The organism is Corynebacterium sp. TAE3-ERU2 (assembly GCF_019209955.1).
GTDB lineage: Bacteria > Actinomycetota > Actinomycetes > Mycobacteriales > Mycobacteriaceae > Corynebacterium > Corynebacterium megadyptis.
On sequence record NZ_JAHUTL010000005.1, the window covers coordinates 105107 to 130981 of the forward strand.

General features: G+C 62.5%; 19 protein-coding genes. 7 read left to right on the forward strand and 12 right to left on the reverse strand.

The window, feature by feature from the left end:
- Positions 1-66 precede the first annotated feature (66 nt).
- Both KRX12_RS08215 and KRX12_RS08220 read right to left on the reverse strand, forming a co-directional pair.
- Positions 67-1827 (reverse strand): alpha-glucosidase, encoded by a 1761-nt coding sequence (locus KRX12_RS08215; protein ID WP_218366315.1) that lies wholly within the window; start codon positions 1825-1827, stop codon positions 67-69.
- A 10-nt stretch (positions 1828-1837) separates the two neighbouring features.
- Positions 1838-2701 carry an endonuclease/exonuclease/phosphatase family protein gene (locus KRX12_RS08220; protein ID WP_218366316.1) on the reverse strand — a complete coding sequence of 288 codons (864 nt, stop codon included), beginning with the start codon at positions 2699-2701 and terminating at the stop codon, positions 1838-1840.
- A gap of 232 nt (positions 2702-2933) precedes the next feature.
- Here KRX12_RS08220 and KRX12_RS08225 point away from each other — a divergent pair, with 232 nt between their 5' ends.
- The 3 genes from KRX12_RS08225 (at position 2934) to KRX12_RS08235 (ending at position 5878) form a co-directional block, all read left to right on the forward strand.
- Positions 2934-4562, forward strand: a complete 1629-nt coding sequence (locus KRX12_RS08225) for an alpha-glucoside-specific PTS transporter subunit IIBC (protein WP_218366317.1) — start codon at positions 2934-2936, stop codon at positions 4560-4562.
- An 87-nt stretch (positions 4563-4649) separates the two neighbouring features.
- Entirely contained in the window at positions 4650-5423 is a 774-nt protein-coding gene (locus KRX12_RS08230) for a MurR/RpiR family transcriptional regulator (RefSeq protein ID WP_218363263.1), read from the forward strand.
- Positions 5420-5878 carry a hypothetical protein gene (locus KRX12_RS08235; protein ID WP_218366318.1) on the forward strand — a complete coding sequence of 153 codons (459 nt, stop codon included), beginning with the start codon at positions 5420-5422 and terminating at the stop codon, positions 5876-5878. Before KRX12_RS08230 ends, KRX12_RS08235 begins: the two co-directional genes overlap by 4 nt.
- 110 nt (positions 5879-5988) lie before the next feature.
- On the opposite strand, the gene meaB is transcribed toward KRX12_RS08235, so the two are convergent.
- From meaB to KRX12_RS08250, 3 genes are all read right to left on the reverse strand, one after another.
- On the reverse strand, positions 5989-7125 hold the full coding sequence (gene meaB / locus KRX12_RS08240) for a methylmalonyl Co-A mutase-associated GTPase MeaB (protein ID WP_218366319.1): 1137 nt from the start codon (positions 7123-7125) through the stop codon (positions 5989-5991).
- Between the two features lie 263 nt (positions 7126-7388).
- A complete protein-coding gene (scpA, locus tag KRX12_RS08245; RefSeq protein WP_151548593.1) occupies positions 7389-9632 on the reverse strand; it encodes a methylmalonyl-CoA mutase in 2244 nt (747 codons plus the stop codon).
- A 7-nt stretch (positions 9633-9639) separates the two neighbouring features.
- On the reverse strand, positions 9640-11475 hold the full coding sequence (locus tag KRX12_RS08250; protein ID WP_370625566.1) for a methylmalonyl-CoA mutase family protein: 1836 nt from the start codon (positions 11473-11475) through the stop codon (positions 9640-9642).
- Between the two features lie 521 nt (positions 11476-11996).
- Between KRX12_RS08250 and KRX12_RS08255 the strand changes: the two genes are divergently transcribed.
- Together KRX12_RS08255 and KRX12_RS08260 are read left to right on the forward strand one after the other, a co-directional pair.
- On the forward strand, positions 11997-12731 hold the full coding sequence (locus KRX12_RS08255) for a TVP38/TMEM64 family protein (protein WP_218366320.1): 735 nt from the start codon (positions 11997-11999) through the stop codon (positions 12729-12731).
- A 98-nt stretch (positions 12732-12829) separates the two neighbouring features.
- Entirely contained in the window at positions 12830-13408 is a 579-nt protein-coding gene (locus tag KRX12_RS08260) for a MarR family transcriptional regulator (RefSeq protein WP_151528756.1), read from the forward strand.
- Positions 13409-13487: 79 nt separating this feature from the next.
- Here KRX12_RS08260 and KRX12_RS08265 read toward each other — a convergent pair whose 3' ends face one another.
- The 6 genes from KRX12_RS08265 to KRX12_RS08290 form a co-directional block, all read right to left on the reverse strand.
- Complete coding sequence (locus KRX12_RS08265; protein WP_218366321.1) at positions 13488-14723, reverse strand: SPFH domain-containing protein; 1236 nt, start codon at positions 14721-14723, stop codon at positions 13488-13490.
- Between the two features lie 8 nt (positions 14724-14731).
- Complete coding sequence (locus tag KRX12_RS08270) at positions 14732-15166, reverse strand: NfeD family protein (RefSeq protein WP_151528754.1); 435 nt, start codon at positions 15164-15166, stop codon at positions 14732-14734.
- 25 nt (positions 15167-15191) lie between these two features.
- Positions 15192-16025: a DUF3097 domain-containing protein gene (locus KRX12_RS08275; protein ID WP_218363268.1), complete on the reverse strand. Its 834-nt coding sequence runs from the start codon at positions 16023-16025 to the stop codon at positions 15192-15194.
- A gap of 1 nt (position 16026) precedes the next feature.
- Complete coding sequence (locus KRX12_RS08280) at positions 16027-17139, reverse strand: ferrochelatase (protein WP_218366322.1); 1113 nt, start codon at positions 17137-17139, stop codon at positions 16027-16029.
- A 161-nt stretch (positions 17140-17300) separates the two neighbouring features.
- Entirely contained in the window at positions 17301-19013 is a 1713-nt protein-coding gene (locus KRX12_RS08285; RefSeq protein WP_370625112.1) for a DIP1281 family NlpC/P60 protein, read from the reverse strand.
- 772 nt (positions 19014-19785) lie between these two features.
- Entirely contained in the window at positions 19786-20307 is a 522-nt protein-coding gene (locus KRX12_RS08290; RefSeq protein WP_218366323.1) for a DUF6676 family protein, read from the reverse strand.
- Positions 20308-20733: 426 nt separating this feature from the next.
- Between KRX12_RS08290 and acnA the strand changes: the two genes are divergently transcribed.
- Together acnA and KRX12_RS08300 are read left to right on the forward strand one after the other, a co-directional pair.
- The gene (gene acnA, locus KRX12_RS08295; RefSeq protein ID WP_218363271.1) at positions 20734-23538 is read left to right on the forward strand and encodes an aconitate hydratase AcnA; all 2805 of its coding nucleotides are present in this window, start codon (positions 20734-20736) and stop codon (positions 23536-23538) included.
- Between the two features lie 87 nt (positions 23539-23625).
- Positions 23626-24189: a TetR/AcrR family transcriptional regulator gene (locus KRX12_RS08300; protein ID WP_151528750.1), complete on the forward strand. Its 564-nt coding sequence runs from the start codon at positions 23626-23628 to the stop codon at positions 24187-24189.
- Here KRX12_RS08300 and KRX12_RS08305 read toward each other — a convergent pair.
- Positions 24186-25865 (reverse strand): formate--tetrahydrofolate ligase, encoded by a 1680-nt coding sequence (locus tag KRX12_RS08305; RefSeq protein ID WP_218366324.1) that lies wholly within the window; start codon positions 25863-25865, stop codon positions 24186-24188. The two genes, KRX12_RS08300 and KRX12_RS08305, sit on opposite strands and share 4 nt — an antisense overlap.
- Positions 25866-25875: the final 10 nt, after the last annotated feature.

The following is a 25875-nucleotide window of genomic DNA, read 5'->3' on the forward strand; positions in this document are numbered from 1 at the left end:
AGCGAGCGGAGAGCCCGGTTCACGCTATACGTGCCGGGACGTCTCCCCTCGCTTTCAGCTCGCGGGCTAGGACTGCGGGGCGTGGCCCAGATACACCTTCGCCTCATAGGGGCGCAGAACGCTACCCGCATCGTCTGCGTAGTTCGACGAGATCAGCTGCCACCCAGCGCCCTCGACGCCGCGGCGCTGCAACGCCGCGGGAGATGCAGCTGCGTAGTCACACTCCACCGTGGTGGCGCTGAAGTTGGCCACCACCACTAGCCTGTCCTCCGCGGTGGCGCGGGCGTAGCTGAGGATGGTCTCGTTACCTGGCTCGAGCAAGTGGAAACTCCCCCGGCGAATCACTGGATGCTCGCGACGTAGGGCAATAAGACGCCGGTAGTGGTGATAGACGCTGTGCGGATCTGCCACGGCGGCACGGGCGTTGATTTCGGGATAATTCGGGTTCAGCGGCAGCCACGGAGTACCCGTGGTGAATCCAGCGTGCTCACTCTCATCCCACTGCATAGGGGTGCGGGCGTTATCGCGGCTCTTCGCCGCGATATAGCGCATCATCTGCTCATGGGAGATGATTCCGCTGCGCACATAGGTGTCATAAGCGTCGTGGGTTTCGAGATCGTCATAGTCATCGATCTCAGGGAAGCTGACATTGGTCATCCCTATCTCTTCGCCCTGGTAGATATACGGGGTGCCGCATATCATGTGCAGCACGGTGCCCAGCATGCAGGCGGACACCACGCGGTACTCGGGGCTGTCATTGCCAAAGCGAGATACGGCCCGCGGTTGGTCGTGGTTATTCCAGTACAGCGAGTTCCAGGCGCGATCTTCTAGTCCCTTTTGCCAGTGCTCCAGCGTGGCAGTGAGGGCGCTCAGACTGGTTCGACGATCCGACCATTTACCCCATCCCTGCTCAGAAAAGTCGAGGGACACATGCTCGAACGTGAAGATCATGTCGAGTTCCCCGCGCTCGAATCCGGCATAGAGAATGCCGTCCTCCACCGTGGTGATCGGGGTCTCCCCCACTGTCAGCGTGTCATAGTCGTCGAGAACCTCCCGGCGCATCTCTTGGAGAAACTCGTGGACTCGTGGCCCATTGGCGCTCATAGCGAGCGAGGATTCGCGGCTTCCGCCTGCGACTGCGGGATCATTAACCGCCAGGGGTGCGTCGATAAGCTCCTGCGGCTTGGAAATCAGGTTGATCACATCCATGCGGAAACCGCCCACGCCCTTATCAAGCCAGAAACGCATGAGATCATAGACTTCGCGACGAACCTCTGGGTTCTCCCAATTCAGGTCGGGTTGTTTGGGAGAGAACATGTGCAAATAAAACTGCCCGGTGGTCTCATCGAATTCCCAAGCCGAGGGGCTAAAAGCGGAGATCCAATTATTCGGCGGCAGCGGCGTGCCGTCCTCGCTATATCCGGCTGGGTCGCGCCAGATGTAGTAGTCGCGATAGGGATTGTCTTTCGAGGAACAGGACTGGCGAAACCACTCGTGTTCATCCGAGGTGTGATTGACCACCAGATCCAGCAGAATCCTCATCCCACGCTGGCGCGCCTGCGCAATGAGTTCCTCCACATCGGCCATGGTGCCGAATTCCTTCATAATGGCGCGATAATCGGAGATGTCATAGCCGTTATCGTCATTGGGCGAGGCGAAAATAGGAGACAGCCACAGCACGTCGACGCCGAGCTGCTCCAGATAATCGAGTTTCTCGCATATGCCGCGGATATCGCCGATGCCATCGCCATCGGAATCTTTAAAGCTGCGTGGATAAATCTGATAGACCACCGCGTTGTCGAGCACGCTGCGGCGTGGGCTGGTCATTCGGTACTCCTTAGAGTTGTGGGTTGTCAGCATGTGTGGTGTCCAGGGAGACCACAATGCCGGAGTGGTCGGACACCGCCTCGGAGCTGTTGTCGGCAAAGACCACGGTGTGGCGGCGGGCGCGCACCCCGCTGCTGGTGAACACATAATCAATGCGCAAATCCTGGGTGTTGTCGTCCCAGCCGTGAATTGTTGTGTGCACGGTCGCCTCGCCGTGCACCTCGGCCGCCTGGTAGAAGCTATCGGCCCACTGACCCGAGCGCATCACGTAGTCGTAGCCGCCGTCGGTGTCTCCGGCAGGAACATTAAAGTCGCCGCAGAGCACCACCGGCGCTTGGCGGCGCAGCTGGTCGAGCTGCGGACTTATGTGGCGCCATTCGCGGGCAAAGAAGGTATCGTTATCGCCTCGCCACCACGAGAAGTGGGAGGAGACCCACCACAGGCCAGCGCTACGCACCGCGAGCGAGGCGCGGCGGCGCACGTCGTCATAGTCGAAGTCACCACCATGGCTGAGCTGGCGGGCCTCCTCGATACCGTGGCGGGAGACGATCGCCGCGCCTTCATCGAAGACACCGAAGCCGCGGTGCACCGGAATCCATGTCCAGCTCCACTCGCTGTGGGGGTCGAGCTGACGCAGGGCCTGCACCAGCAGTAGTGCGTAGTTGTCCCCGTGCACGGCAATGGACTCCAGGGCATCCTGGGCGGGAATCCAGCCCTCGAGATCCGCGGCCGGCGGCATACAGCGGGACTGATTGACTTCCTGCAGCGCGATAATGTCGATGCTCTCGTCGACAAGCATGCGCGCGAGGGTGTACAGCTTGGGAATCTGCATCTCTTCCATCCAGCTGTGGGTGTTGAGGGTGAGAACCTTCATAGGCCTTCCTAGCTCACGGGGCGCAACAATAGCGGTCTCCCCCAGTGTATGAAGGCGCGGCGGCGCCACAGAAGGCCACGATGCTCCAAAATCTGGAGTGTTCTCCAGCCGGCGCAAAAGTGCTTCTCAGCACTGAAGCGAAGAACTATGAATAGAGACAAAGCCAATACACACGCAGCTCACAACACCTGCACCCTAGCTGCGCCCCTGAAGTGGAAAGGGACGAGACACCATGATGGAGAAAGTCCAGAGGTTCGGCTCGGCCATGCTGGCCCCGGTCCTCATCTTCGCTTTCGCTGGCCTCGCGGTGGGCCTGTCAATCATCGCGCTCAACGAAGACCTCGTGGGCGGAATTGCCGCCGAGGGAAGTTGGTGGTGGTCCTTCTGGACCGTGTGGCAATCCGGCGCCTGGACAGTCTTCAATCAGATGGAGCTGCTATTCGTGCTGGGCCTGCCTATCGCCCTGGCAAAAACAGCCAATGCTCGCGCCGTGCTGGAAGCCGCAATGGTGTATCTGACCTTCCAGTACTTCCTCAGCTCTATCTTGGAGCACTTCGGCGATAAGCTCGGCGTGGACTTCAGCGCTGAGGTTGGCGGCACCTCCGGTTTGAAAGAGATCGCCGGCATCAAAACCCTCGACACCGGTATTTTCGGCGCGATCATTATCTCCGCGATTGTGGTGTGGTTGCACAACCGCTACTTCAACACGAAACTGCCGGACTTCCTCGGCATCTTCCAGGGCACCCAATATGTCTATGCCCTCGGGTTTTTCCTCATGATTCCGGTGGCACTCCTCACCGCGTTTATCTGGCCGAGTATCCAGAGCGGCATCGCCAGCATGCAGGGATTCTTTATCTCCTCCGGCGTCTTTGGCGTGTGGCTGTACACGTTTATGGAGCGCATCCTCATCCCCACAGGTCTGCACCACTTCATCTACACCCCCTTCGTCTTTGGCCCCGCAGTGGTGCCTGATGGCATTACCAAGTACTGGGTGGCGCACCTGAATGAGTATGCCGCCTCCACCGAATCCTTGAAGGACCTCTTCCCCTCGGGCGGTTTCTCGCTGCACGGCAACTCCAAGGTATTCGCCCCCATCGGTATCGCGGCCGCGTTTTATACGACAGCTCGCCCCGAGCGGCGCAAGGAAACCCTGACCCTGCTGGTGCCGGTGTGCTTGACCGCCATTCTCATTGGCATCACCGAGCCGCTGGAGTTTACCTTCCTCTTTGCCGCCCCGATTCTCTTCGTCGTCCACGCCCTGCTGGCCGCGACGATGGCCGCGGTCATGTACTCCTTCGGCGTGGTCGGCAATATGGGCGGTGGCCTGATCGACTTCGTGTTCCAGAACTGGGTGCCGCTGTGGGCCAACCACCACGCCACCTATATCGCTCAGATCCTCATCGGCCTCAGCTTCACCGCCATCTACTTCCTGCTCTTCCGCTTCCTCATTCTCAAGCTCGACCTGAAGACTCCCGGCCGTGAGGCCGATGGAGCCGATGTGAAGCTCTACTCCAAGAAGGAATACCGCGAGATGCAGGCGGCGAAGAAGGCGGAGAAGAAAGGCAGCACGGACACCGGCGCTGAGGCGGTGGCCGATGATCCCTATAGCCAACGTGCCCGGGACTTCCTCGCCCTGCTCGGCGGAGCGGCCAACATCACCGATGTGAATAACTGCGCCACCCGGCTGCGGGTATCGGTGGATGATGCCGCGCTGGTCTCCGATAATGACGCCGATTTCAAGGACGCGGGTGCGATGGGCATCGTCCGTAAGGGCCGCGCCTTCCAGGTGATCGTCGGCATGGATGTTCCCCAAGTCCGCGACGCCTTCGAAGCGATGGTCACCAGCGACTCTCCTGCGTAGTGCCTCGCGCTGCACCTCGTGCCGTGTCTGCGGGCAGGTCCCACGAGGTGCAGCAGATGCGCTAACTCTAGGGATAGACTATGAGCCATGAATCTGGCGGATCATGTAAAAAAGATTGAGCTTCGGCTCAGTGCCACAGAACGTGATGTCTTGGCCTTCATTTTGGCCGAGCAAGAATTCGTAGCCGATGCCACGCTCAGCGCTGTGGCACACCGGGCCTTCACTTCCACCTCGAGCGTGATCCGCTTGACCCAGAAGCTCGGCTTCACAGGCTTCGGCGAACTCAAGTTCTTTATCAAAAACTCCCTCGCCCACAGCCCGACTCCCTCAGAGGATCTGGTTGGGGTGCTGCGCTCGGATGTGGAGGCCACTCTCACGACCATGGAGGGCACCGATCTCTCCGAGATCCTGCGCTGGATCGCCGGCGCGCGCACGCTGTACTGCTTCGCCACCGGCTATGCGCAACAGCTTGCCACCGAGGAATTCGCCAAGTCAGTGATTTCGAGCCGGCGCTTTACCGTGGTGTTGCCGACCATCAACGAGTTCCGCGCCTCCACCGCGGTCATGGGGCCAGAAGACATGGTGGTCATCGTCTCTCTATCGGGAGCGACCGATGGCCTCGAGGAGATTCTGCACGAGATGGAGCTGCGCGGGATCAGGATACTGCTGATCGCGGCACGCAGCGATGGCTATATCGCCCAGCATGCCGATCGCACCCTCACCTACACCTCAACCCCGACGATGACCAGCATCAACACCGGGCTGCACCATTCCTTCGTGGGACTGAACGTGCTGCTGGACTATGTGGCCCGCAGCCTTATTGTCTACAACGAACAGCAACTAGAAAGCAGGCGCTCGTGAGCACATTCTTCGCGATGTTCAAGGACTATCGCCGTACCACTACGATTCTCTTTTGGTATTGGCTGCTCAGCGCCGTGGCCTATCTGCTCTACCAGACCGCAGTCAGCGCCCAGACGGGGATGAGCTTCGAGGAGGTCATTACTGATCCCGGCGTGGCGCTCGCGTTCGTCGCCAGCTGTTCGGTGATTATTATGGCCGCCCTCCTCCGTGTCGCCGAGGCCGAAAACCTGCGCACGCTGCGCATCTACGCCATGTTTAGCGTGGTCCACCAGCTTTGTACTGGCAATGTCATTGGGCTTATCCTCGCCGCGCTGATCGTGTACTACATGCCCCCAGCGAAGGGCGAGAGCTTCGCTCCCACCCAGAAACTGCTCCTTATTGGCGGCATGGTCCTCATCGGGCTCGTGCTGCTGCTGTGGCTGGTCGCGCAGCTCAACCGTATGCTGGGCGGCTAGAGACCAGCGCAGACATAGCTGCACCGCCATCCCCGTGGACGTGGGCTGGCGGTGCAGTTGCGTGCTCTCATCAAGGCCGGCCTGAGAGCGGTCCTGAGCGGATATCGGCCCTAGTTGGCGTCGTCACCCTGCCCCGGCGCCGGGGCTGGCTGCGCCGCATTATCGAAGGCGGCGAGGATGCGCTCCGCCGCGAGCGTCGGGGTGATCTGCCCCTGCTTGAGCTGCGATTCCACCAATTGCTTGGTCTCTTGCACCGAGGCATTGGTATTGAGTCGCTGCAGAATGGTTTCGTGCACCATCTGCCACATCCAGCCCACCTGCTGTTCGCGGCGCAGCCGCTCGAAGGCGCCGGTATCCAATTGGCACTGGTGGTGCTTTTCCACGATCTCCCAGAATTCGGAGATACCGGTGTCCTCCACGGCGGACATGGTGATTGTTGGCGGGTGCCAATCATCGTCCTCGGAACGCACCATGCGCATCGCCGCGGCCAGTTCTCGGGCGGCGCGCTTGGCGTTCTTTTTATTCGAGCCATCGGCCTTGTTGATGGCCACCAGATCAGCCATCTCCAGCACGCCCTTCTTAATGCCTTGGAGCTGATCGCCTGCCCCAGACAGGGCGAGGAAGGTGAAGCAGTCCACCATATTGGACACGGCCACCTCGCTTTGGCCGACGCCGACGGTTTCGACGATGATGATGTCGAAACCCGCGGCCTCGAAGACCACCATGGATTCGCGGGTTGCCTTCGCCACGCCGCCGAGGGTGCCTGCCGAGGGTGAGGGGCGGATAAAAGCGTTGTCCTGCGCCGAGAGCTTGGCCATGCGGGTCTTATCGCCCAAGATCGAACCGCGGGTCTTGGTGGATGAGGGATCCACGGCCACCACCGCCACCTTGTGGCCCTCATTCACCAGCTTCATGCCGAGGCTTTCGATCGTGGTGGACTTACCCACCCCGGGTACACCGGTGATACCTACGCGTAAGGCGTTGCCGCTAAAGGGCAGCAGCTTCACCAGAAGTTCCTGCGCTAAGACTCGATGCGCTGCCGCACTGGATTCCAGCAGCGTAATCGCGCGGGCAATCGCGGTGCGCTCACCTTTGCGGACGCCGTCGAAAAGCTCCTCAACATTAATGCGGCGGCGCGCCCTTTTCACCTTCTCCGGGGCCACGGCGGTGGCAGTGCCAAGATCGGTTCCGGCCGTGGTAGTCAGCGATCCGAGGTTCTCCTCAAGATATTCGCGTGTGCCCTCCATGATTAGGTGCTCCCAGCCTTTCTCTGCAATAAATAGTCTTTCGTTCCCCATTGTGCCTGAGTGTCCCAGCGCGTGAGCCCAGATGGGGGTTAATAAGAATCACCCTAACCACTCCAGAGCCATCGTGTGCCGAGCCCAGTGCGGGCCGCAGCGCGGCAGGTGTCTTCTGCCCCACACGCATAACCGCCCCTCGCACAGACCACGAGGTGGCGCTGTGCAAGGGGCGGTGCGGCTAAGCCGGCAGCGACAGAGGCGATGACGCGCTACTCCGCTGCGGCCTCCTCCTTCGGATCCGGAAGATCAAAGCCGAGATCGGCAGCGAGCTTCTGCATCATATCGATGGCAGAGTCCGCGATCACGGTACCCGGCGGGTAGATCGCGGCGGCGCCGTCGTCGTAGAGCTCCTGGAAATCTCCGGGAGGAATCACGCCGCCGACGACGATCATGATGTCCTCGCGGCCCAGCTTCTTCAGCTCCTCCTTCAGCGCGGGCACCAGGGTGAGGTGGCCGGCGGCCAAGGAGGACACGCCCACCACGTGCACGTCGGCATCCACGGCGGCGCGGGCAGCCTCGGCCGGGGTCTGGAACAGCGGTCCCACATCCACGTCCATGCCCAGATCGGCGTAGGCGGAAGCCACCACCTTCTGGCCGCGGTCGTGGCCGTCCTGGCCCATCTTGGCGATGAAGATACGCGGGCGGCGACCTTCCTCTGCCTCGAAGGCATCGGCCATCGTGATGGCGCGTTGCACGTTAGACACTTGGCCTTCCTTTCCGACCTCATCCTTGTACACGCCCGAGAGCGTGCGGATCTCGGCCTCGTGGCGGCCAAAGACCTTCTCCAGAGCCATCGAGATCTCACCCACGGTGGCCTTGGCGCGGGCCGCATCCACCGAGAGCTTGAGCAGGTTGAGGGAGAGATCCCCGGCTTCCTTCTCGTCCTCGTGGGCGGCGGCGTAGGTCAGGGCGTCGAGGGCCTTGGTTACTGCCTCTTCATCGCGGTCAGCGCGCAGGCGCTCCAACTTGTCCAGCTGTTCCTGACGCACGCGCGAGTTCTCAACCTTGAGCACCTCGATCTGCTCATCCTCGGCCACCACGTACTTGTTCACACCGATGAGGGCCTGGCGGCCAGAGTCGATGCGGGCCTGGGTACGTGCAGCCGATTCCTCGATGCGCAGCTTCGGGATGCCCTCGGCGGTGGCCTGAGCCATACCGCCGGCGTCCTCCACCTCCTGGATGTGCTTGCGGGCGCGGTTGGCCAGCTCATTGGTGAGCCACTCGATGTAGTAGGAGCCAGCCCACGGATCCACCGGACGCACGGTGCCGGACTCCTGCTGCAGCAGCAGCTGGGTGTTACGGGCAATACGAGCGGAGAAGTCGGTGGGCAGTGCCAGCGCCTCGTCGAGGGCGTTGGTGTGCAGCGACTGGGTGTGGCCCTGGGTCGCGGCCATTGCCTCGATGCAGGTACGCGGCACGTTGTTGTACACGTCCTGGGCGGTCAGCGACCAACCGGAGGTCTGCGAGTGGGTACGCAGCGACTGCGACTTCGGGTTCTTCGGATCGAAGGTGGCCACGAGCTCGCTCCAGAGGAGGCGGCCGGCGCGCAGCTTCGCGATCTCCATGAAGGTGTTCATGGAAATGCCCCAGAAGAAGGACAGACGCGGGGCGAACTTATCCACGTCCAGGCCCACGGCCTTACCGGCGCGGATGTATTCCACACCATCGGCGAGGGTATAGGCCAGCTCCAGGTCGGCGGTCGCACCGGCTTCCTGGATGTGATAGCCCGAGATGGAAATCGAGTTCCAGCGCGGCATCTTCATCGAGGTGTACTCGAAGATATTGGAGATGATGCGCATGGAGGGCTGCGGCGGATAGATGTAGGTGTTACGGACCATGAACTCCTTCAGAATGTCGTTCTGAATAGTTCCGGCCAGCTGCTCCGGCTTCACGCCCTGCTCCTCAGCAGCGACGATGTAGAGAGCCAGAATCGGCAGCACGGCGCCGTTCATGGTCATCGACACCGACACGCTCGAGAGATCAATGCCCTCGAAAAGCTGGCGCATGTCCAAGATGGAGTCGATGGCCACACCGGCCATACCGACGTCGCCCAGCACGCGCTCATTATCGGAGTCGTAGCCGCGGTGGGTGGCGAGGTCGAAGGCCACAGACAGGCCCTTCTGACCGGCGGCAAGGTTGCGGCGGTAGAAGGCATTGGACTCGGCCGCGGTGGAGAAGCCGGCGTACTGGCGAATCGTCCACGGCTGGTTGGTGTACATCGTCGGGTACGGCCCGCGCATGAACGGGGGCATACCGGGGAAGGAATCCAGCGGGTGCGAGGGGGTGTCGTTGACGGCCTCATCGCGGTTGTCACGGGTGAACACGCGGGCGACATCAATGCGCTCCGGGGTGGCCCAGACCTGCTCCTCGCCCTTGATCTCGTCTACGTTGCTAGCCGCTGTGGCCGCCTCGGGGGTACGAGCGACATCAGCGAAATTCGGGATGGTGGTCATTGTCTCCTCACGCTCCCAGCTTCTCGAGCAGCTCGGACAAGGTGCCGGCCGCGTCGATGGTCATGTTTACGTAGCCGTCTGGCTTCTCCTCGGCATCGGCGAAGGACTTCTCTGCGCCGGCCAGCAGGATTTCCTTCACGCCGGCCTCGCGCAGGGCCTTAACGGCCGCTTCGCCGGAGGCAGCGTATTCCTGGTCGGTGCCGCAGATCACCACGATCGGCGACGCCTGTGCCGCGGCGGTGAACTCCTCGGTGCCGGGCTCTACCTGGCCCGGGTTGAGGGCCTGGATACCGCCGGTGGCGAGCAGGTTGGTGGTGAAGCCGGTGCGCACATTGTGCTTGGCCAGCGGGCCCAAAGGAATCAAGCCGATCTGCGGGCGCTCACCCTCGTCGGCGAGGAATTCATCGGAGCGGTCGCGCAGACGCTCGAACTCGGCAGCCCAGCGGCGAATGCCAGGGGTGGCGTCGCGCTTCTCTGGGGGCAAGGGGGTTTCCGCGAGGTTCGGGAACTCGTTGATGCCCGTGACCTTTTTGCGGCGGTGAGCCACGTCCACGCGGGTGATCTCTGCCTGCTTATCCAGTGCGGCCTGCACTGTCTCGGTGGCGGAGGTGAATCCGCCCTCGCCCTCGATGGAGGTGAAGATCTCCCATGCGTTGTCGGCGACCTGGGCGGTCAGCGACTCCACGTAGAAGGAACCGCCGGCGGGGTCGATCACATGACCCAGGTGCGACTCCTCCAGCAGCAGCAGGTTGGTATTGCGGGCGATGCGGTGAGTGAAGTTACGCGAGGCGGTGGGCATGCCCCCGGGCACAGCCGCGTCGAAAGGCAGCACCTCGATGTCCTGGGCTCCGCCGACACCGCCGGCGAAGGCGGCTACGGTCACGCGCAGCATGTTCACCCACGGATCACGCTGAGAGAACATCACCGGCGCGGTCGTCACGTGCACCACAGCCGAACCGGCCTCGGGCACACCGATGACCTCGGCAACGCGGGCCCACAGGGTGCGCAGGGCACGCAGCTTGGCGATCTGCGCGAATTGCTCATCGGTGACGGCCACACGGAAAGCGATCTGGCCGAGCGCCTCCTCGGGCGAGAGCCCGGCGTCGACAAGCGCCCGCAGGTACTCGACACCAGCGGCAATACCGTAGCCAATCTCCTGGATATCGCTCGCCCCCTGGTTGGACAGCGGCACGGTATCCACGAGAATGGCGCGGACCGTGCCGGGGCGCTTGGCGGCAGCCACGGCCAGCTCCACGGCCTCGTCGAGCTCGATGGTCTCGGAGCCGTCATAGACGGCGGTGAGCGGGGCGGCGCCGAGATCGACGTTCACCCCCTGCGCCACATCCTCGCCGGCCTCGTCGATGAGCCGGTAGAGCGCAGATGCCGCGGCAGAGACCTTGGCACCGGCGTTGAGGCGGATCGGGGCGAGATCCAGCAGCACGCCATCGAGGGTCTTTTCCAGATCAGTGCCATCGATGATGAGATGGGTGGTGCCCACCCGCAGGGCGTGCAGGATGTCCTTATTCGCTGTCTCGCCTTCGAAGGACTCGGCCACTCCCCAGCCCTCACGAGCATGAGCAGTCTTATCACCGCGCAGGTACGGGAAGTGTCCGGGAGCAGCTGCCTCTGCGAGCTCATCGGCCCGGTTGTAGAGCGGCTTGATGTCTACATCGTTATAGGTGGCCTTCACCAACTTCTTCCACACATCGAGTGGAACGTCGGCGACATCTTTCTTCTGTACCCGTGCGAACACTTTGGCTACTGCCTTGTGCCACGCGTTCTCCATCTCCGAGTAGTTCTCGGGAAGATCAGCGTTGGGGGTACCGGACTGTGTATCAGTCACAGTGAACCTTCTCCCTTATTGAGCCGTCCCCTACCTGGTATGCAGGCGCCGCGCATAAAGCACATGCCTCACCTTCTGGTGCGGCCGCACGACGCCCGAGTCCAGGTAGAGACCGACTCGCTAGCTTGATTTGTCGCAGAAATATTCTCTTCGAATCGTGACCTTTTCCAGCGCCAGAAATGGTCCCGCAGGGCGGTGCGTCGAGCACCGGTTCCCTGTCGCAGTGCGGGCTCCGTTTCCGCCACGGCAGCGCTCGGGCGCGAGGCGATGTGCTCACACCGAGCCGCCGTATCCGGAGACGGTCACATTCACCTCATCAGTGTAGTGCCAAGCGCCTGCTTCATGTGAAGATTGACGCCGCCGCGAGCAGCCCTGCCCGCGCATAGCTGCAGAACTGCATGGATTCATACTCACCAATGTGGGTAATAAAGCAACACCGCCCTGTTGGTTTGTCCACAGAGTGTGTCCGCAGTCCGTGGGCATATGGGCGGATACGGGCAGGGGCGCTATGCTCAGAGCCCATGCACAGACTCTCCGCCGCCGCGCGCCGCGTAGCTCGCTCGCTGCGTGGAATCGCCCGCGGTTTCCGCGCCCAGTCGCGGCTGCGCCAGGTGGCTATCGTGGGGTGCGTCCTGGCGGTGATCGCGGTGCCGCTACTGGTGGATATTCCCAGCTTGGAGCAGTGGCGCGCCTGGAGCGAGGCTCTGGGCCCAGGGTTCGTGCTGACCTTTGCCCTCATCTACATCGTGGCCACCCAGTTCCCTATTCCCCGCACCGTCTTCACCCTCTCCAGCGGGGTGCTTTTCGGGCCACTGATCGGCATTGTGCTGGCGCTGAGCTGCACTACTATCTCGGCATGGATCTCGTTGAGCGTGGTGCGGGCCTTCCTCAGCGACTGGATCCGCCCCCATCTCACCCACCCAGCGGTGGGGACCATCAACGCCCATCTGCGCCGTCGCGGCTGGCTGGCCGTGACTAGCCTGCGCATGATCGCCGGGGTGCCCTTTTCCATTCTCAACTACGTGGCCGCCATCTCAGAGGTGCCGCGTCGCTGGTTCACCCTCGCCACCCTCATCGGCTCGGCACCAGGCACCATCGCCACCGTGGTGCTGGGATCCGCATTGAGCCACGGCGGCGATGCACGCCTGCTGCTCATCACTATCGCCCTGCTCATCGTGGGCGGCATGGGGATGCTTATCGACGCCCTCCTGCCGCTTCGCCCGGCCTCCACACACCCGCCGCAGCCTTCGGTATAGTCTACGTTTAGGACTTGACTTAAGGGACGCGCACTCGGCCATTATCCAGGCCCGGTGGCGTCCCCTCCCTATGAGTGCAAGGTGAAAAAGGGATCTAGATGTTTGCTGTACACGCCCGTTATCGGGGCCGTTCCACTCACCGCGCCGAGCTGGTGGCACGCTCCGCCGAGGCGCTATCCACCCTCGACGGGGTGGGGACCTTCGATGTCTTAGGCGTGGAGGATATTTGTGCGGCCATCGACTCCGCCCGTGCCACCACTGATACCGCGATGGCACTGCTGAGCGCCGGCGAGTGGGCGGTATCCATCGGGGTGACTCCCCTGTCCAATGACCCCGAGCGGGTGCGGGCCATCGCCACAGCCGCGATGCCGCAGCGCGTGCGCGCGGGCACGGTCAAGGCCCAGATCTCCGCCCCCGGGGTGGATACCGCGGATATCACCGAAGACATTATTGCCGTGTTCGCCCTGCTCAATCATGTCTTCTCCAAGCGCACCCACGAGGGACGCGAGGCCACCGCCTTGGTGCGCCAGGGATTGAATCAGAATGAAGCCGCCGAGGAGCTCGGCATCTCGAAACAAGCGATGTCGCAGCGGCTGCAGGCAGCCGGCTGGCTGGCGGAATCCGCCGGCTGGCAGTTGGCGGTCCACCTATTGCAGCGGGCCGATTCACTCGCCTAGCCCCGATACGCCGCCCCAGACGTGCATGCGGCCCCGTCCCCAGCAGAAGAAGCGTGGGGCGGGGCCGCGTATGCAGTCCTTAGTCCGCGGGCTGCTGCGGTGCGGGTGCCGCCGGAGTATCCGGTAGCGGGCTGGGTGCTGTGTCGAGCGCTGACTGCTGCGGCGCAGCCGTGCCATCCGGTACGGAGGCCTCGATCAAGCGGGCCGGATCGGACTCATCCACCGGCTTATTGGCCACGGCATTAGCGGCGGCCACCGCCGCGGCGATCTCGGGCGCGGATTCGGTATTGAACCAATCCTCGTCCTCATCCACCTCGGCGACGCGCTTGGTTTCCTCATCCACGCCGCTGGGCTCGTAGCGGAACACTCCCTCCTCGTCCTTCTGGGCGAAGGACTTGGCGAAGCGCTCCAAAGAGTCACCGAATTGGGATGGGATCATCCAGGTGGTGTTGCCCTCGCCCTCGGCGATCTTCGGCAGCTTCTCTAGGTACTGATAGGCCAGTACCTCCGGGGTGAGCTTGGAGGCCTTGACTGCGGCATTCACCTTCTGAATAGCGCGGGCCTCACCCTGGGCGCGCAGATAGATAGCGGCGCGCTCACCCTCAGCCTTGAGCATCATGGCCTGCCGCTCGGCTTCGGCGGCGAGAATCGAGGCGTGCTTTTCACCCTCAGCGCCGAGGATACGAGCCTGCTTCTCACCCTCGGCGGTCTTGATGTCCGCCTCGCGCTGGCCCTCAGCAGTGAGGATCATGGCGCGCTTTTCCCGCTCGGCCTTCATCTGCTTCTCCATGGAAGCCTGAATGGAGGATGGCGGATCAATAGCCTTCAGCTCCACACGGGAGATGCGCAGCCCCCACTTCGTGGTGGCATTATCCAGCTCACCGCGGAGACGACGGTTAATCACCTCGCGGCTGGTGAGGGTTTCCTCCAAGGTCATGCCACCGACCACATCACGCAGCGTGGCCACAGAGATCTGTTCCACGCCCACGATGTAGTTGTCCACACCATAGATGGCGCGATCGGGTTCGTTGATTTGGAAGGTCACCACCGTGTCGATAGCGACAGTGAGGTTGTCTTGGGTGATCACGGCCTGCGGCGGGAAGGACACCACCCGCTCACGGGTGTCGACCTTGGCGCGCACCTTATCCACGAAGGGGATGAGGAAGCCGATACCGGGGGCGATCGTCTGAGTGTATTTACCCAGGCGCTCCACCACGGCGGCAGAGCCCTGGGGAACGATCACAATAGAGCGTGCGATAGCGACCGCGACAAACACGATCACTAACGCAAATAATGCGAGAGGAAGAAATTCCATGGCTAGGGTTATGAGCTCTCTTTCCACACGACGGCGGTAGCGCCGTCAATTCTGAGGACATGAACGGTATCGTCCGGCTGATAGGACTCGGCAGGATCAACGGCACGAGCCGACCACAGATCGCCATCGAGGCGAATCAAACCGCGGTGCTCATCTACCGGCTCCACCACTACGGCGGAGCGGCCAGCAAGGGCTGCAAGCGAGCTACCTCGATCAGAGGTAGAGGAGAGCATCTTCTTTCGAAGAACCGGTTTGACGAAGAAGATCATGCTCACTGATACCACTGCGAACACGATGAGCTGCACCCACAAGGAATCGCTGAGCAGCGCGGAACCAGCCCCAGCGAGGGCCCCTGTTCCGAGCATGAGAAAGGTGAGCTCGCCGACGAACATTTCTGCACCGACGAGCGCTATGCCTGCAATGAACCAAATTAGTGCACTCACGCTGTCCAGAATACGTGAAAAAGCACTAAGTGAGGTCTTCCTTAGTTAGCTCGGGAACGGTAACAAAATCCACGAGCCTTTCCACTGCCCCGATGAGCGTGGAATCGAGATCACGGAAGCTGTGCACGGCGTTATATACCCGGTTCCATCCCTCGCGCGGATCGGACCAGCCCACCCGGCGGCAGATCCCTTCCTTCCAGTCTTCGCCATAGGGCACCTCCGGCCATGCTGTGAGACCAAGGCGCTCGGGCTTGACCGCCGCCCAGATATCCACATAGGGGTGACCGGTGACGAACACATCGGGGCCGAGGCGCTCGGTTAAGCGCGTCTCTTTAGAGCCGCGCACGAGGTGATCGGCCAGCACCCCGATACGCCGGCCGGGCCCTGGCTGAAACTCGGCCAGTCGCTGCTCGAGATTATCCAAGCCCTCCAGATATTCCACCACCACGCCTTCGACGCGAAGATCGTGGCCCCACACCTTTTCCACGATCGCGGCATCATGGATACCTTCTACCCAAATGCGCGAGGGGGCGGCGACCTTCGCCTGCACATTGGCTACCTTGCGGGAGCCGGAATTGGAGCGTTGCGGGGCACTCGGTGCCACATAGCGCTGCAGCGTGACCCGCTGGCCCTCCACGAGGAAAGCGCCTGGGCGCAGCACGAATACGCGGCGGGTACCGCGGCGGTCTTCTAGCCGCACCACATCGCCCTCGACAGCCTTTTCATAGCCCACGATGGCACCGACGAACCCGGTGGCCAGCACCTCCACCACCTCGCCTGGGGGCAGCGCCAGCTGCGGGTAGCGGGGCGCGGAGCGGGAGGCGTGACCGGAGAAAATATCAGATGAGTAGCGCGACATATCAGCCCTCTGCAGTAGCGGGTCGGGCAGCCGGCCGGGTGGGCCGTGCCGAAGGACAGCATTCCGGAGAACAGGGTGATCCATTGACCCCGCAGCCATAGCTGGGCTCATGGCCCAAGCGCTGCGGGCTCACCAGCCCACGGGCCTCGAGGATCAACTCCATGATCATCTGCACGAAACGGGGGTTGTGTCCTACCGAGGCAGCGCGATAGACGGAGACATCGCGCTTGTTGGCCGCAGCCACCAGCTCGGTATCGAGATCCCAAATCACCTCGATATGGTCCGAGACAAAGCCAATGGGGAACACGATGAGCTCGCGTACTCCCTTATCAGCCAGGGCCTCCATATGGTCCACAATGTCCGGTTCCAACCACGGGATATGCGGAGCACCGGAGCGGGACTGCCACACCACATCCCAGTCGGTGATTCCGAGCTTGTCCGCGACCAGACGCGCCGCCTCGGCGATCTGGTGGGAATACAGCGCCCCGTCCTCGGGGCGGCCGGAGGCAGCATCGGCCGCGGTGGGGATGGAATGGGCCGTAAACACCATGCGCGCCTGCGGGTGCGCAGCGATAAGTGGCGCCACCTCGTCCACGGCGGCCTGAATGAACGTGGGGTGATCGAAGAACTGCCGCAACTTGGTGAATTCGATCTCCGGCAGCCCCTTCTCGGCAAGGTGGCGGCGCATCCGAGCAATATCCTCGTGGTATTGCTTGCAGCCGGAATATCCCGCCCAGGCGCTGGTGGCGAAAACGTAGGCAGAGCGCACGCCAGCAGCGGCCATGCGCTCGACCGTCTCCTCGGCGAAGGGATGCCAGTTGCGGTTGCCGAAATACACCGGCAGATCCCAGCCATGGGCGGCCAGGCGCTGCTGCAGGTCGGAAATGATCTCACGGTTTTGCTCGTTGAGCGGGCTCACACCATCAAAATGGGCATAGTGCTCACCCACCTCCACGAGCCGCTCATCGGGGATACCGCGACCGCGGGTGACATTGCGCAAAAAGGGCAATACATCATCGGGGCCTTCCGGGCCACCGAAGGAAAGAACGAGCAGTGCATCTGCCTCCGGGACCGAGTCCACGGGAGTTGAATCAGCAGAACGAGGCGATGTCATAGAAAGACACACTACCAACTTCAGCCCTAGCTCCTTCACGCGGCGGCGCCGATGTGTGTCACCTGCGGCTGAGAGACGAGAACGACGCCGCTCTCCGTGGCTCTTTTCCCGCGGGGAGAAAAGTCAGGAGGGCGACGTCGATAAGCGCCAGAGTGCCGGTACTAGATCAGGCGAACCACATAGGGGCTCATGCCGGCCCAGCGGACCGGGGACTTCTTCACATAGGAGCCGGACTGCGGTGCCTCGATCATCATCCCATTGCCCAAGTAGATGGTCACGTGGTGCTGCGCGTGGGTGCCGTAGAAGATGAGGTCACCGCGCTGCATCTGCGAGGGGCTCACCTTGGTACCACGCTGATACTGATAGCCCGAATAGTGCGGCAGGGAGATGCCCACACCAGCGAAGGCGTAGAGCGTCAGCCCGGAGCAGTCGAAGCCGACCTTGTTGTAGTCGCCATAGGAGTCAGCCACGCCGCCATCGCGGATACCCTTCGTGGGGCCATAGGCATTGCCGCCGCCCCAGGCATAGGGCACACCCAGCTGGCTTTCGGCGCGGGCGATCACGGTCTCGATCTTTTGCTGGCGAGTACCAGAGACCACCTCGGTGGCCTGCTCGCTCACATCCTCATCGGTGGTGGTGTTCGCCGTCGCCTCAGTGGTGTTTTCCCCCGACACGGCTGCCACCGTGGTTGCCTCGGCGTCCTCATCGGTGGGATAAGGATTGTCCAAGGCAGTGTGGTCCGGCTCATTGGCGGCGACCACGGCCTCGGCGGCTTCCTGGGAGGCACGCTGGGCTTCTTCGCGGGCGGCCTGAGCCTTCTCCTCATCCTCGGCAGCCTTCTCCGCTTCGCGCTGGGCGGCTTCGGCCTCTGCGCGCTTCGCCTCGGCCTCCTTGCGGGCCTGCTCGCGCTCTGCGGCACGAGCCTTCTCCGCTTCCTCGGCGGCCTTGGCAGCGGCTTCGGCTTCCTTGCGGGCCTGTTCTTCCCGCTCCTGCTTGGCGCGACGCTCCTCGGCGGCCTTTCGCTCTTCCTCAGCCTTGCGCTTGCGCTCTTCTTCCGCGCGCTGGTACTCCTCGTACTCGCTGCGCTGGGAGTTCAGCTCATCGGCGTGGCCACGGGCGGCGTCGAGCTGCGCCTGAGCCTCGGCCTGCTCGCGCACGAGCTCGGAGCGACGGGCTTCCGCCTCTTCCAGTTGGCGGGAGCTCTCGTCGATTTGGTTGCGGGCGTCTTGCTCCGCGTCCTCGGCGGCGCTGAGCTGCTCATCGGCCTGCTGGCGGGCCTGGCGCAGCAAGGACTCGGCATTGGCTTTAGCGGTGCGCAGTGAATCCAGATCCCGGATAGCGTCCTTTTGCTCCTCCGCCCGCTGCCGCAGATAGGTCAAGCGGTCCAACGCATCGTCGGACGTGGAGGATCCGACGAGATCATTGAGGGAGGAGGGAGATACCGAGCGGCGATAGGCCGAACGGGCGATCTCATTCAGCAGTTCCTGGGCCTCGGCGATATCCGCCTGGCTCGCATCCAGCTCCTCGCGGGCCGTCTGGGCTTGCTGGCGCGATAGCTCGGCCACCGCACGGGCATCCTGCAGATCCACCAAGGCCTTATTCACGGCTTCGCGGAGGGCACCCATCTCGTTTTCGATCGCAGCAATGGACTCGGCGGCATCCGCGACGGTGTTCGCCAATTGGGCGACACTCTGCGAGGAGGAATCCACAGCACTTATGGCGTCCTGGATGGCCTCATCGGATGGATTACTCGGCGCTGCGTGGACGGACGTCGAAGCCAGCACGCACACAAGCGAGGAGGAAACAAGCGTCATCAGTGCACGGCGTGCGCGCCGCCGAGGGAAACGACCTCGGTGCTCGGTAGACGTGGCCACAAATTCTCCTTAGGCGCTATCGAAAACTAGATCAGAACTACTCCTATTCCCGCCTCGGCCGCCTTTTTAAGACACGCCGAGATCAGGATAGGGATGCAGCGGCCGCAGCCTTGCCCGCGGGAACCGGGCGTGCGGCAGCCGCACCATCTATCGGCCAGTGAGTACCGCACGGCTATCACTATCTAAGCGCCGCGTCTTCCTCTCGAGTTCTGCTCTCGTTCTCTCCTGCGACCACGGCTAAAAGCAAGCTTCCCCACGTGCTCTTCGGTGTGGCCATACTCCATCGCAGTGCGCCACAGGCCGCACCTTTGATTGCGGACCACGCGTCTGTGATGAATGCGGGTAAAAACCAGCAGTCACTGAACTCGATATGAAGATATCCCGCCGCCGGCATGGCGCCAGAGGCGAGGGCGTTGTCCTGGATCACCCCGCCGCGTGAAGCGGCGCTGTGGAACAACTGTGGCGTCTGAAGGTGATAGGGGCTGAGAGACTCTCGTCTTTCGAACCCAGCACTACTCACAAGCTGACAATGGAAACATTAGGACACAATCGGCACCAATAACCAGACAATCCACTTGAGTCACACGAGTAAAGCCCTGCCCCATGACTGTGCGGGCGGCTCACCTGCAGACTTAGCTTTATCAAAACTATATGTGAGTTTCGTCACTTGGGCGGAGATATCGGCGTGTCACGCTGCGAAAAGGAGTGAAGGTAGTGTTCGACTTTCGAACACGCCTGAACGCTAGGTTTAGTACTGTCTAGCCTGTGGGCTTTACCTGTGGTGAAGCTTCGCGCTCCAGCGAACACTAAAGGCCGTTGCGGCGGCCACAAGGGCAAGCGTTCCAATAACTAGAGGTACAGCCCCTACGCTTGACTCGGGAAGCTCTTCGACCACCTCACGCGCTCCGAGGACATAATCCTTTGTGGTGGCGAGCTCATACTGCACACTTTCGATATCGGCGCGGGCATGCTCGCTCGAGACCACCGCGGCACTGCCGGGAGTGCGCACCATCATCAAGCTGGAGTCCGTGGCATCGGCGGCCGCCTGTGCAATATCGCGTTCATCCCCCGGCCCCGGCTGCGTCGCACCCAGCACGATGATCCCGGGGTTTTCATACCCCTCGCCCGCGGCCATCTCCACGACCTCCACGAGCTTGGCGTTGAGCGCCGCATTGCCCTCATGCTCATAGCTAAAGGCCACCCCGTCCTCCTCCAGCTGGGCAATTATGGAGGCCATGTCTATAGAGCTCGGAACCATGGATGCTGTATCGCTTTCTTGCTTATCGACGCTCACTCGCCGCCCCTCGGGACACCCCTCGTTAAGGGGGGCGGATCATTGCCCCCTGAGTCTAGTGCACCACTCACCCAGATCGAGCAGCCGCGCGGAGGACATATATATTGCCCAATTCTTTGCCCACACGTGCCCTAATCTCCTCCATCTCCACGGCATTGCGGCTACCATAGATAGATAGGTGCGGCGTGACGCACGCCGCCGTTTTCACCCCCGCGATGGGGTGGAAGCGCTGGCTGCACCGCGTTGCCCGCCCAATCTTTATTAAACATAACGAGCGTACTGTTATGCTGGTTTGGGTTCGCACCGGATACCAGTGCCCATGCATGTGAGTGGCACGGATTCGGGGCGCCGCGAGGGAGGAGTCAGCCTAAGACGAACCGCCCCTCGCAGCAGTTCACTCATATTTTCTAGGAAACGGAGCTTTACGTGACTGAAAGCAATAACTCCTTCGATGCGAAGAAGACGCTCGAGGTCGGCGATAAGTCTTATGACTACTTTGCCCTCGATGCCGTCGATGGCATGGAGAAGCTGCCCTACTCTCTGAAGGTTCTCGCCGAGAACCTTCTGCGTACCGAGGACGGGCTCAACACCACCGCCGACCACATCAAGGCACTCGCCAACTGGGATCCGGAGGCGGAGCCGGACACCGAGATTCAGTTCACCCCGGCCCGCGTGCTCATGCAGGACTTCACCGGTGTGCCCTGTGTGGTGGACTTGGCCACCATGCGTGAGGCCGTGTCCAGCCTGGGCGGCAACCCTGATCAGGTGAACCCCCTGAACCCGGCCGAGATGGTTATTGACCACTCCGTGATCGTCGAGGCCTTCGGCCGTTCCGACGCCCTGGAGCGGAACGTGGACATCGAGTACCAGCGCAATGAGGAGCGCTATAAGTTCCTCCGCTGGGGCGCCGAGAACTTCTCCAACTTCCGCGTGGTGCCTCCGGGAACCGGCATCGTCCACCAGGTGAACATCGAGTACCTGGCCCGCGTCGTCTTCGACAACGAGGGTCTCGCCTACCCCGATACCTGCATCGGCACCGACTCCCACACCACCATGGAAAACGGCCTCGGCATCCTCGGCTGGGGTGTCGGCGGTATTGAGGCAGAGGCCGCTATGCTCGGCCAGCCCGTATCCATGCTGATCCCGCGCGTCGTGGGCTTCAAGCTCACCGGCGAGATCCCCGCCGGCGTGACCGCCACCGACGTGGTGCTCACCATTACCGATATGCTCCGCCAGCACGGCGTGGTGCAGAAGTTCGTCGAGTTCTACGGCAATGGCGTGAAGCAGGTGCCGCTGGCCAACCGCGCCACCATCGGCAACATGTCCCCCGAGTTCGGTTCCACCTGTGCGATCTTCCCGATCGACGAGGAGACCACTAAGTACATGCGCCTGACCGGCCGCCCCGAGGAGCAGGTTGCTCTGGTCGAGGCCTACGCCAAGGCCCAGGGCATGTGGCTGGAGCAGGACGCCCCCGAGGCCAAGTACTCCGAGTACCTCGAGCTGGACCTCTCCACCGTGGAGCCCTCCATCGCTGGCCCGAAGCGCCCGCAGGACCGCATCAAGCAGTCCGAGGCCAAGGAGCAGTTCCGCAAGGATCTGCCGGACTACTGCTCTGCTGAGCCGGTCGACGCCTCCGAGCCCGCCAAGCGTATGGACCACGAGGGTCCGACCGGCGAGTCCGATGGTGAGTCCAACTACAACGCCTCCCGCTCCGGCCACGGCGAGTCCGCCGCTGTGGGCGCCGAGGGCCGCCAGTCCAACCCGGTCGTGGTGCAGTCCCCGCACGGTGGCGAGTTCACCATCGACCACGGCATGGTGGCTATCGCCTCCATCACCTCCTGTACCAACACCTCCAACCCCTCCGTGATGCTCGGCGCTGGCCTGATCGCCCGCAAGGCCGCGGCGAAGGGCCTGAAGGCAAAGCCATGGGTGAAGACCATTTGCGCCCCCGGTTCCCAGGTTGTGGACGGCTACTACAAGCGCGCTGATCTGTGGAAGGACCTGGAGGCCATGGGCTTCTACCTTTCCGGCTTCGGCTGCACCACCTGTATCGGTAACTCCGGCCCGCTGCCGCAGGAGATCTCGGACGCCATCAACGAGCACGACCTCACTGCGACCGCCGTGCTCTCCGGTAACCGTAACTTCGAAGGCCGCATCTCCCCCGATGTGAAGATGAACTACTTGGCCTCCCCGATCATGGTGATCGCCTACGCCATCGCCGGCACCATGGACTTCGATTTCGAGGCCCAGCCGCTCGGCCAGGACCAGGACGGCAACGATGTCTTCCTCAAGGACATCTGGCCCTCCACCCAGGAGATCGAGGACGTCATCGCCGAGTCCATCTCTCGCGACATGTACGTCGAGGACTACGCCGATGTGTTCAAGGGCGACGAGCAGTGGCGCTCCTTGGACATCCCCACCGGCAAGACTTTCGCATGGGATGATGATTCCACCTACATCCGCAAGGCTCCCTACTTCGATGGCATGCAGTCCGAGCCGGCTCCGGTGGAGGACATCCACGGTGCTCGCGTGCTCGCGAAGCTCGGCGACTCCGTCACCACCGACCACATCTCCCCCGCCTCCTCCATTAAGCCCGGCACCCCCGCCGCGCAGTACCTGGACGAGAACGGAGTGGAGCAGCAGGACTACAACTCCCTGGGCTCCCGCCGTGGTAACCACGAGGTGATGATGCGCGGTACCTTCGCCAACATCCGCCTGGCTAACCAGCTGGTGGATGTGACCGGCGGCTACACCTTGGACTTCACCAAGGATGACGCTCCGCAGTCCTTCATCTTCGACGCCTGCGAGAACTACAAGGCCGAGGGCACCCCGCTGGTCGTGCTCGCCGGCAAGGAGTACGGCACCGGTTCCTCCCGTGACTGGGCTGCTAAGGGCACCCTGCTGCTGGGTGTGAAGGCCGTGATCACCGAGTCCTTCGAGCGTATTCACCGCTCCAACCTGATCGGTATGGGCGTCATGCCGCTGCAGTTCCCAGAGGGCGAGTCCCACGAGTCTCTGGGCCTGACCGGCCACGAGACCTTCGACATCACGGGCATCGAGGAGTTCAACAACGACTCCATCCCGAAGACCGTGCACGTCACCGCCACCGCGGAAGACGGCTCCACCACTGAGTTCGACGCCGTTGTGCGTATCGACACCCCCGGTGAGGCCCAGTACTACCGCCACGGCGGCATCCTGCAGTACGTGCTGCGCAACATGGTCAAGAGCTAGGTCCTAGCTCAGACGTGAGACAAGGCGGGCAGGAAGCATCCAATGCCACCTGCCCGCCTTTGTCGTGAAGAAAGTAGGTGCGGGACTATGCCTCGAGTCAGTTCGAGTGACCTCAATCGGCGCCGCCAAGGCATTCTCGACGCGGCGCGGGCCTGCTTTGCCCAGCACGGCTACGAAGGCGCCACTGTGCGCCGGCTGGAAGAAGCCACGGGAAAATCCCGCGGTGCGATCTTCCACCACTTCAACGATAAAGAGCACCTCTTCTTGGCACTCGCCCGAGAAGACGCTGCCCGCATGGCGGAAGTGACCGCCCGGGAAGGCCTAGTGGAGGTGATGCGCGATATGCTGCACCACCCTGAGCGCTATGACTGGCTCTCCACCCGGCTAGAGATCTCGCGCATGCTGCGCACCGATCCCCACTTCCGCTCGCTCTGGCAGCAGCATCAGGCGGTGCTGGATGAGGCCGTGCGCTCTCGCCTCAGCGACAATGCCAGCCGCGGTCGGATGCGCGATGACGTAGAAGTGGATGTGCTCATGGTCTACCTCGAGACCTTTATGGATGGATTCATCTCTCAGCTCGTGAGCGGCCAAGAACCTGCCCACTTGGAGCAGGTTCTCAACCTCATCGAGGAAACCATCCGCGGCCGTTAAAACAGCCCCGAGATTCGCCCGCTGCCATCGACATCAATGCCGTTGGCGGCGGGTATTTTCGGCAGCCCCGGCATGGTCATCACATCGCCGGTGAGAGCGACGACGAAGCCAGCGCCAATCTTGGGAATCAGCTGCCGCACATGCAGGGTGTGGCCCTCAGGCGCGCCCAGCTGGCTCGGATCATCGGAGAAGGAATATTGCGTCTTGGAGATCACCACGGGCAGGGTGTCCCAGCCATGATCGCGCAGCACCTGGAGATCCTTGCGGGCCTGCTTGCTGAACTCCACATCCGCCGCACCGTAGACGGTGGTGGCAATGGTGGTGATGGAGGCCTCCACGCCCTCGGCGGGGTCATAGAGCGGAGCCGGGTTATTGCGCCCAGAGTTCATCTCCTCGGCCACCGCGGCCGCCAGCTCGGCGGCACCGGCGCCTCCCTCGGACCATACCTGGGTATCCACCACGGCGAAGCCGGTACGCTCGGACCACTCCTGCAGCACCGCCCGCTCCGCATCGCTATCGGAGACGAAGCGGTTGAGCGCCACCACGGGATGCGCTCCGATGGTGTCGATAGTGCGGCAGTGCCGCTCAAGATTCGCCAGACCAGCTCGCAAGGCATCGAGATTCTCCTCATTGAGAGCCTCGCGCTCTACCCCGCCGTTGTACTTCAGGGAGCGGATGGTGGCGACCACGACCACCGCATCGGCGGAGATCTCGCCCATGCGGCACTTGATGTCAAAGAACTTTTCCGCGCCCAGATCGGAGCCGAATCCGGCCTCGGTCACCACCACATCAGCATGACGCATGGCGGTCGTGGTGGCGATGAGCGAGTTGCAGCCATGGGCGATATTGGCGAAGGGGCCGCCGTGCACGAGAGCCGGGGTGCCGCCCAAGGTTTGCACGAGGTTGGGGTGAATGGCATCGGCCATGAGGGCGGTCATGGCGCCCTCAGCGTGCAGATCGCCCGCGGTCACGGGCTCGCCGTCGGTGGTGAAGCCAATCACGATGCGGGCGAAGCGCGCCTTGAGATCCTCCAGATCGCTGGCGAGACAGAGAATGGCCATGATCTCGCTGGCTGCAGTGATATCGAAGCCGGTCTCGCGCGGCACGCCGTGGGCGCGACCACCCAAGCCGATCACGGCGGTACGCAGCGCCCGATCATTGACATCGAGGCAGCGTTTCCAGGTGATGCTGCGGGGATCGATACCGAGCTCATTGCCCTGGTGTAGGTGATTGTCGATCATTGCCGCCAAAGTGTTGGTGGCGGTGGAAATGGCGTGGAAATCTCCGGTGAAGTGCAGGTTGATGTCTTCCATGGGCACCACCTGGGCATAGCCGCCGCCGGCGGCGCCGCCCTTGATACCCATGACGGGGCCGAGCGAGGGCTCGCGCATAGCCACGATGGTGTTGTGGCCGGCAGTGCGCAAGGCATCGCCCAAGCCGATGAGCACGGTGGATTTTCCTTCCCCGGCGGGGGTGGGCGACATGGCGGTGACGAGCACCAGCTTGGCGTCGGCGGGCTTCTCGATGCTCGAGGTGATATCCACCTTGGCCTTGCGGGTGCCATAGGGGATCAATTCTTCGTCGCTGAATCCAGCGCGATGGGCGATATCAGTGATGGGCTCAAGGGTGTGAGCCTGGGCAATGTCAACGTCCGAGGGTTGGGTGCGAGAACTCATAGTATCCATC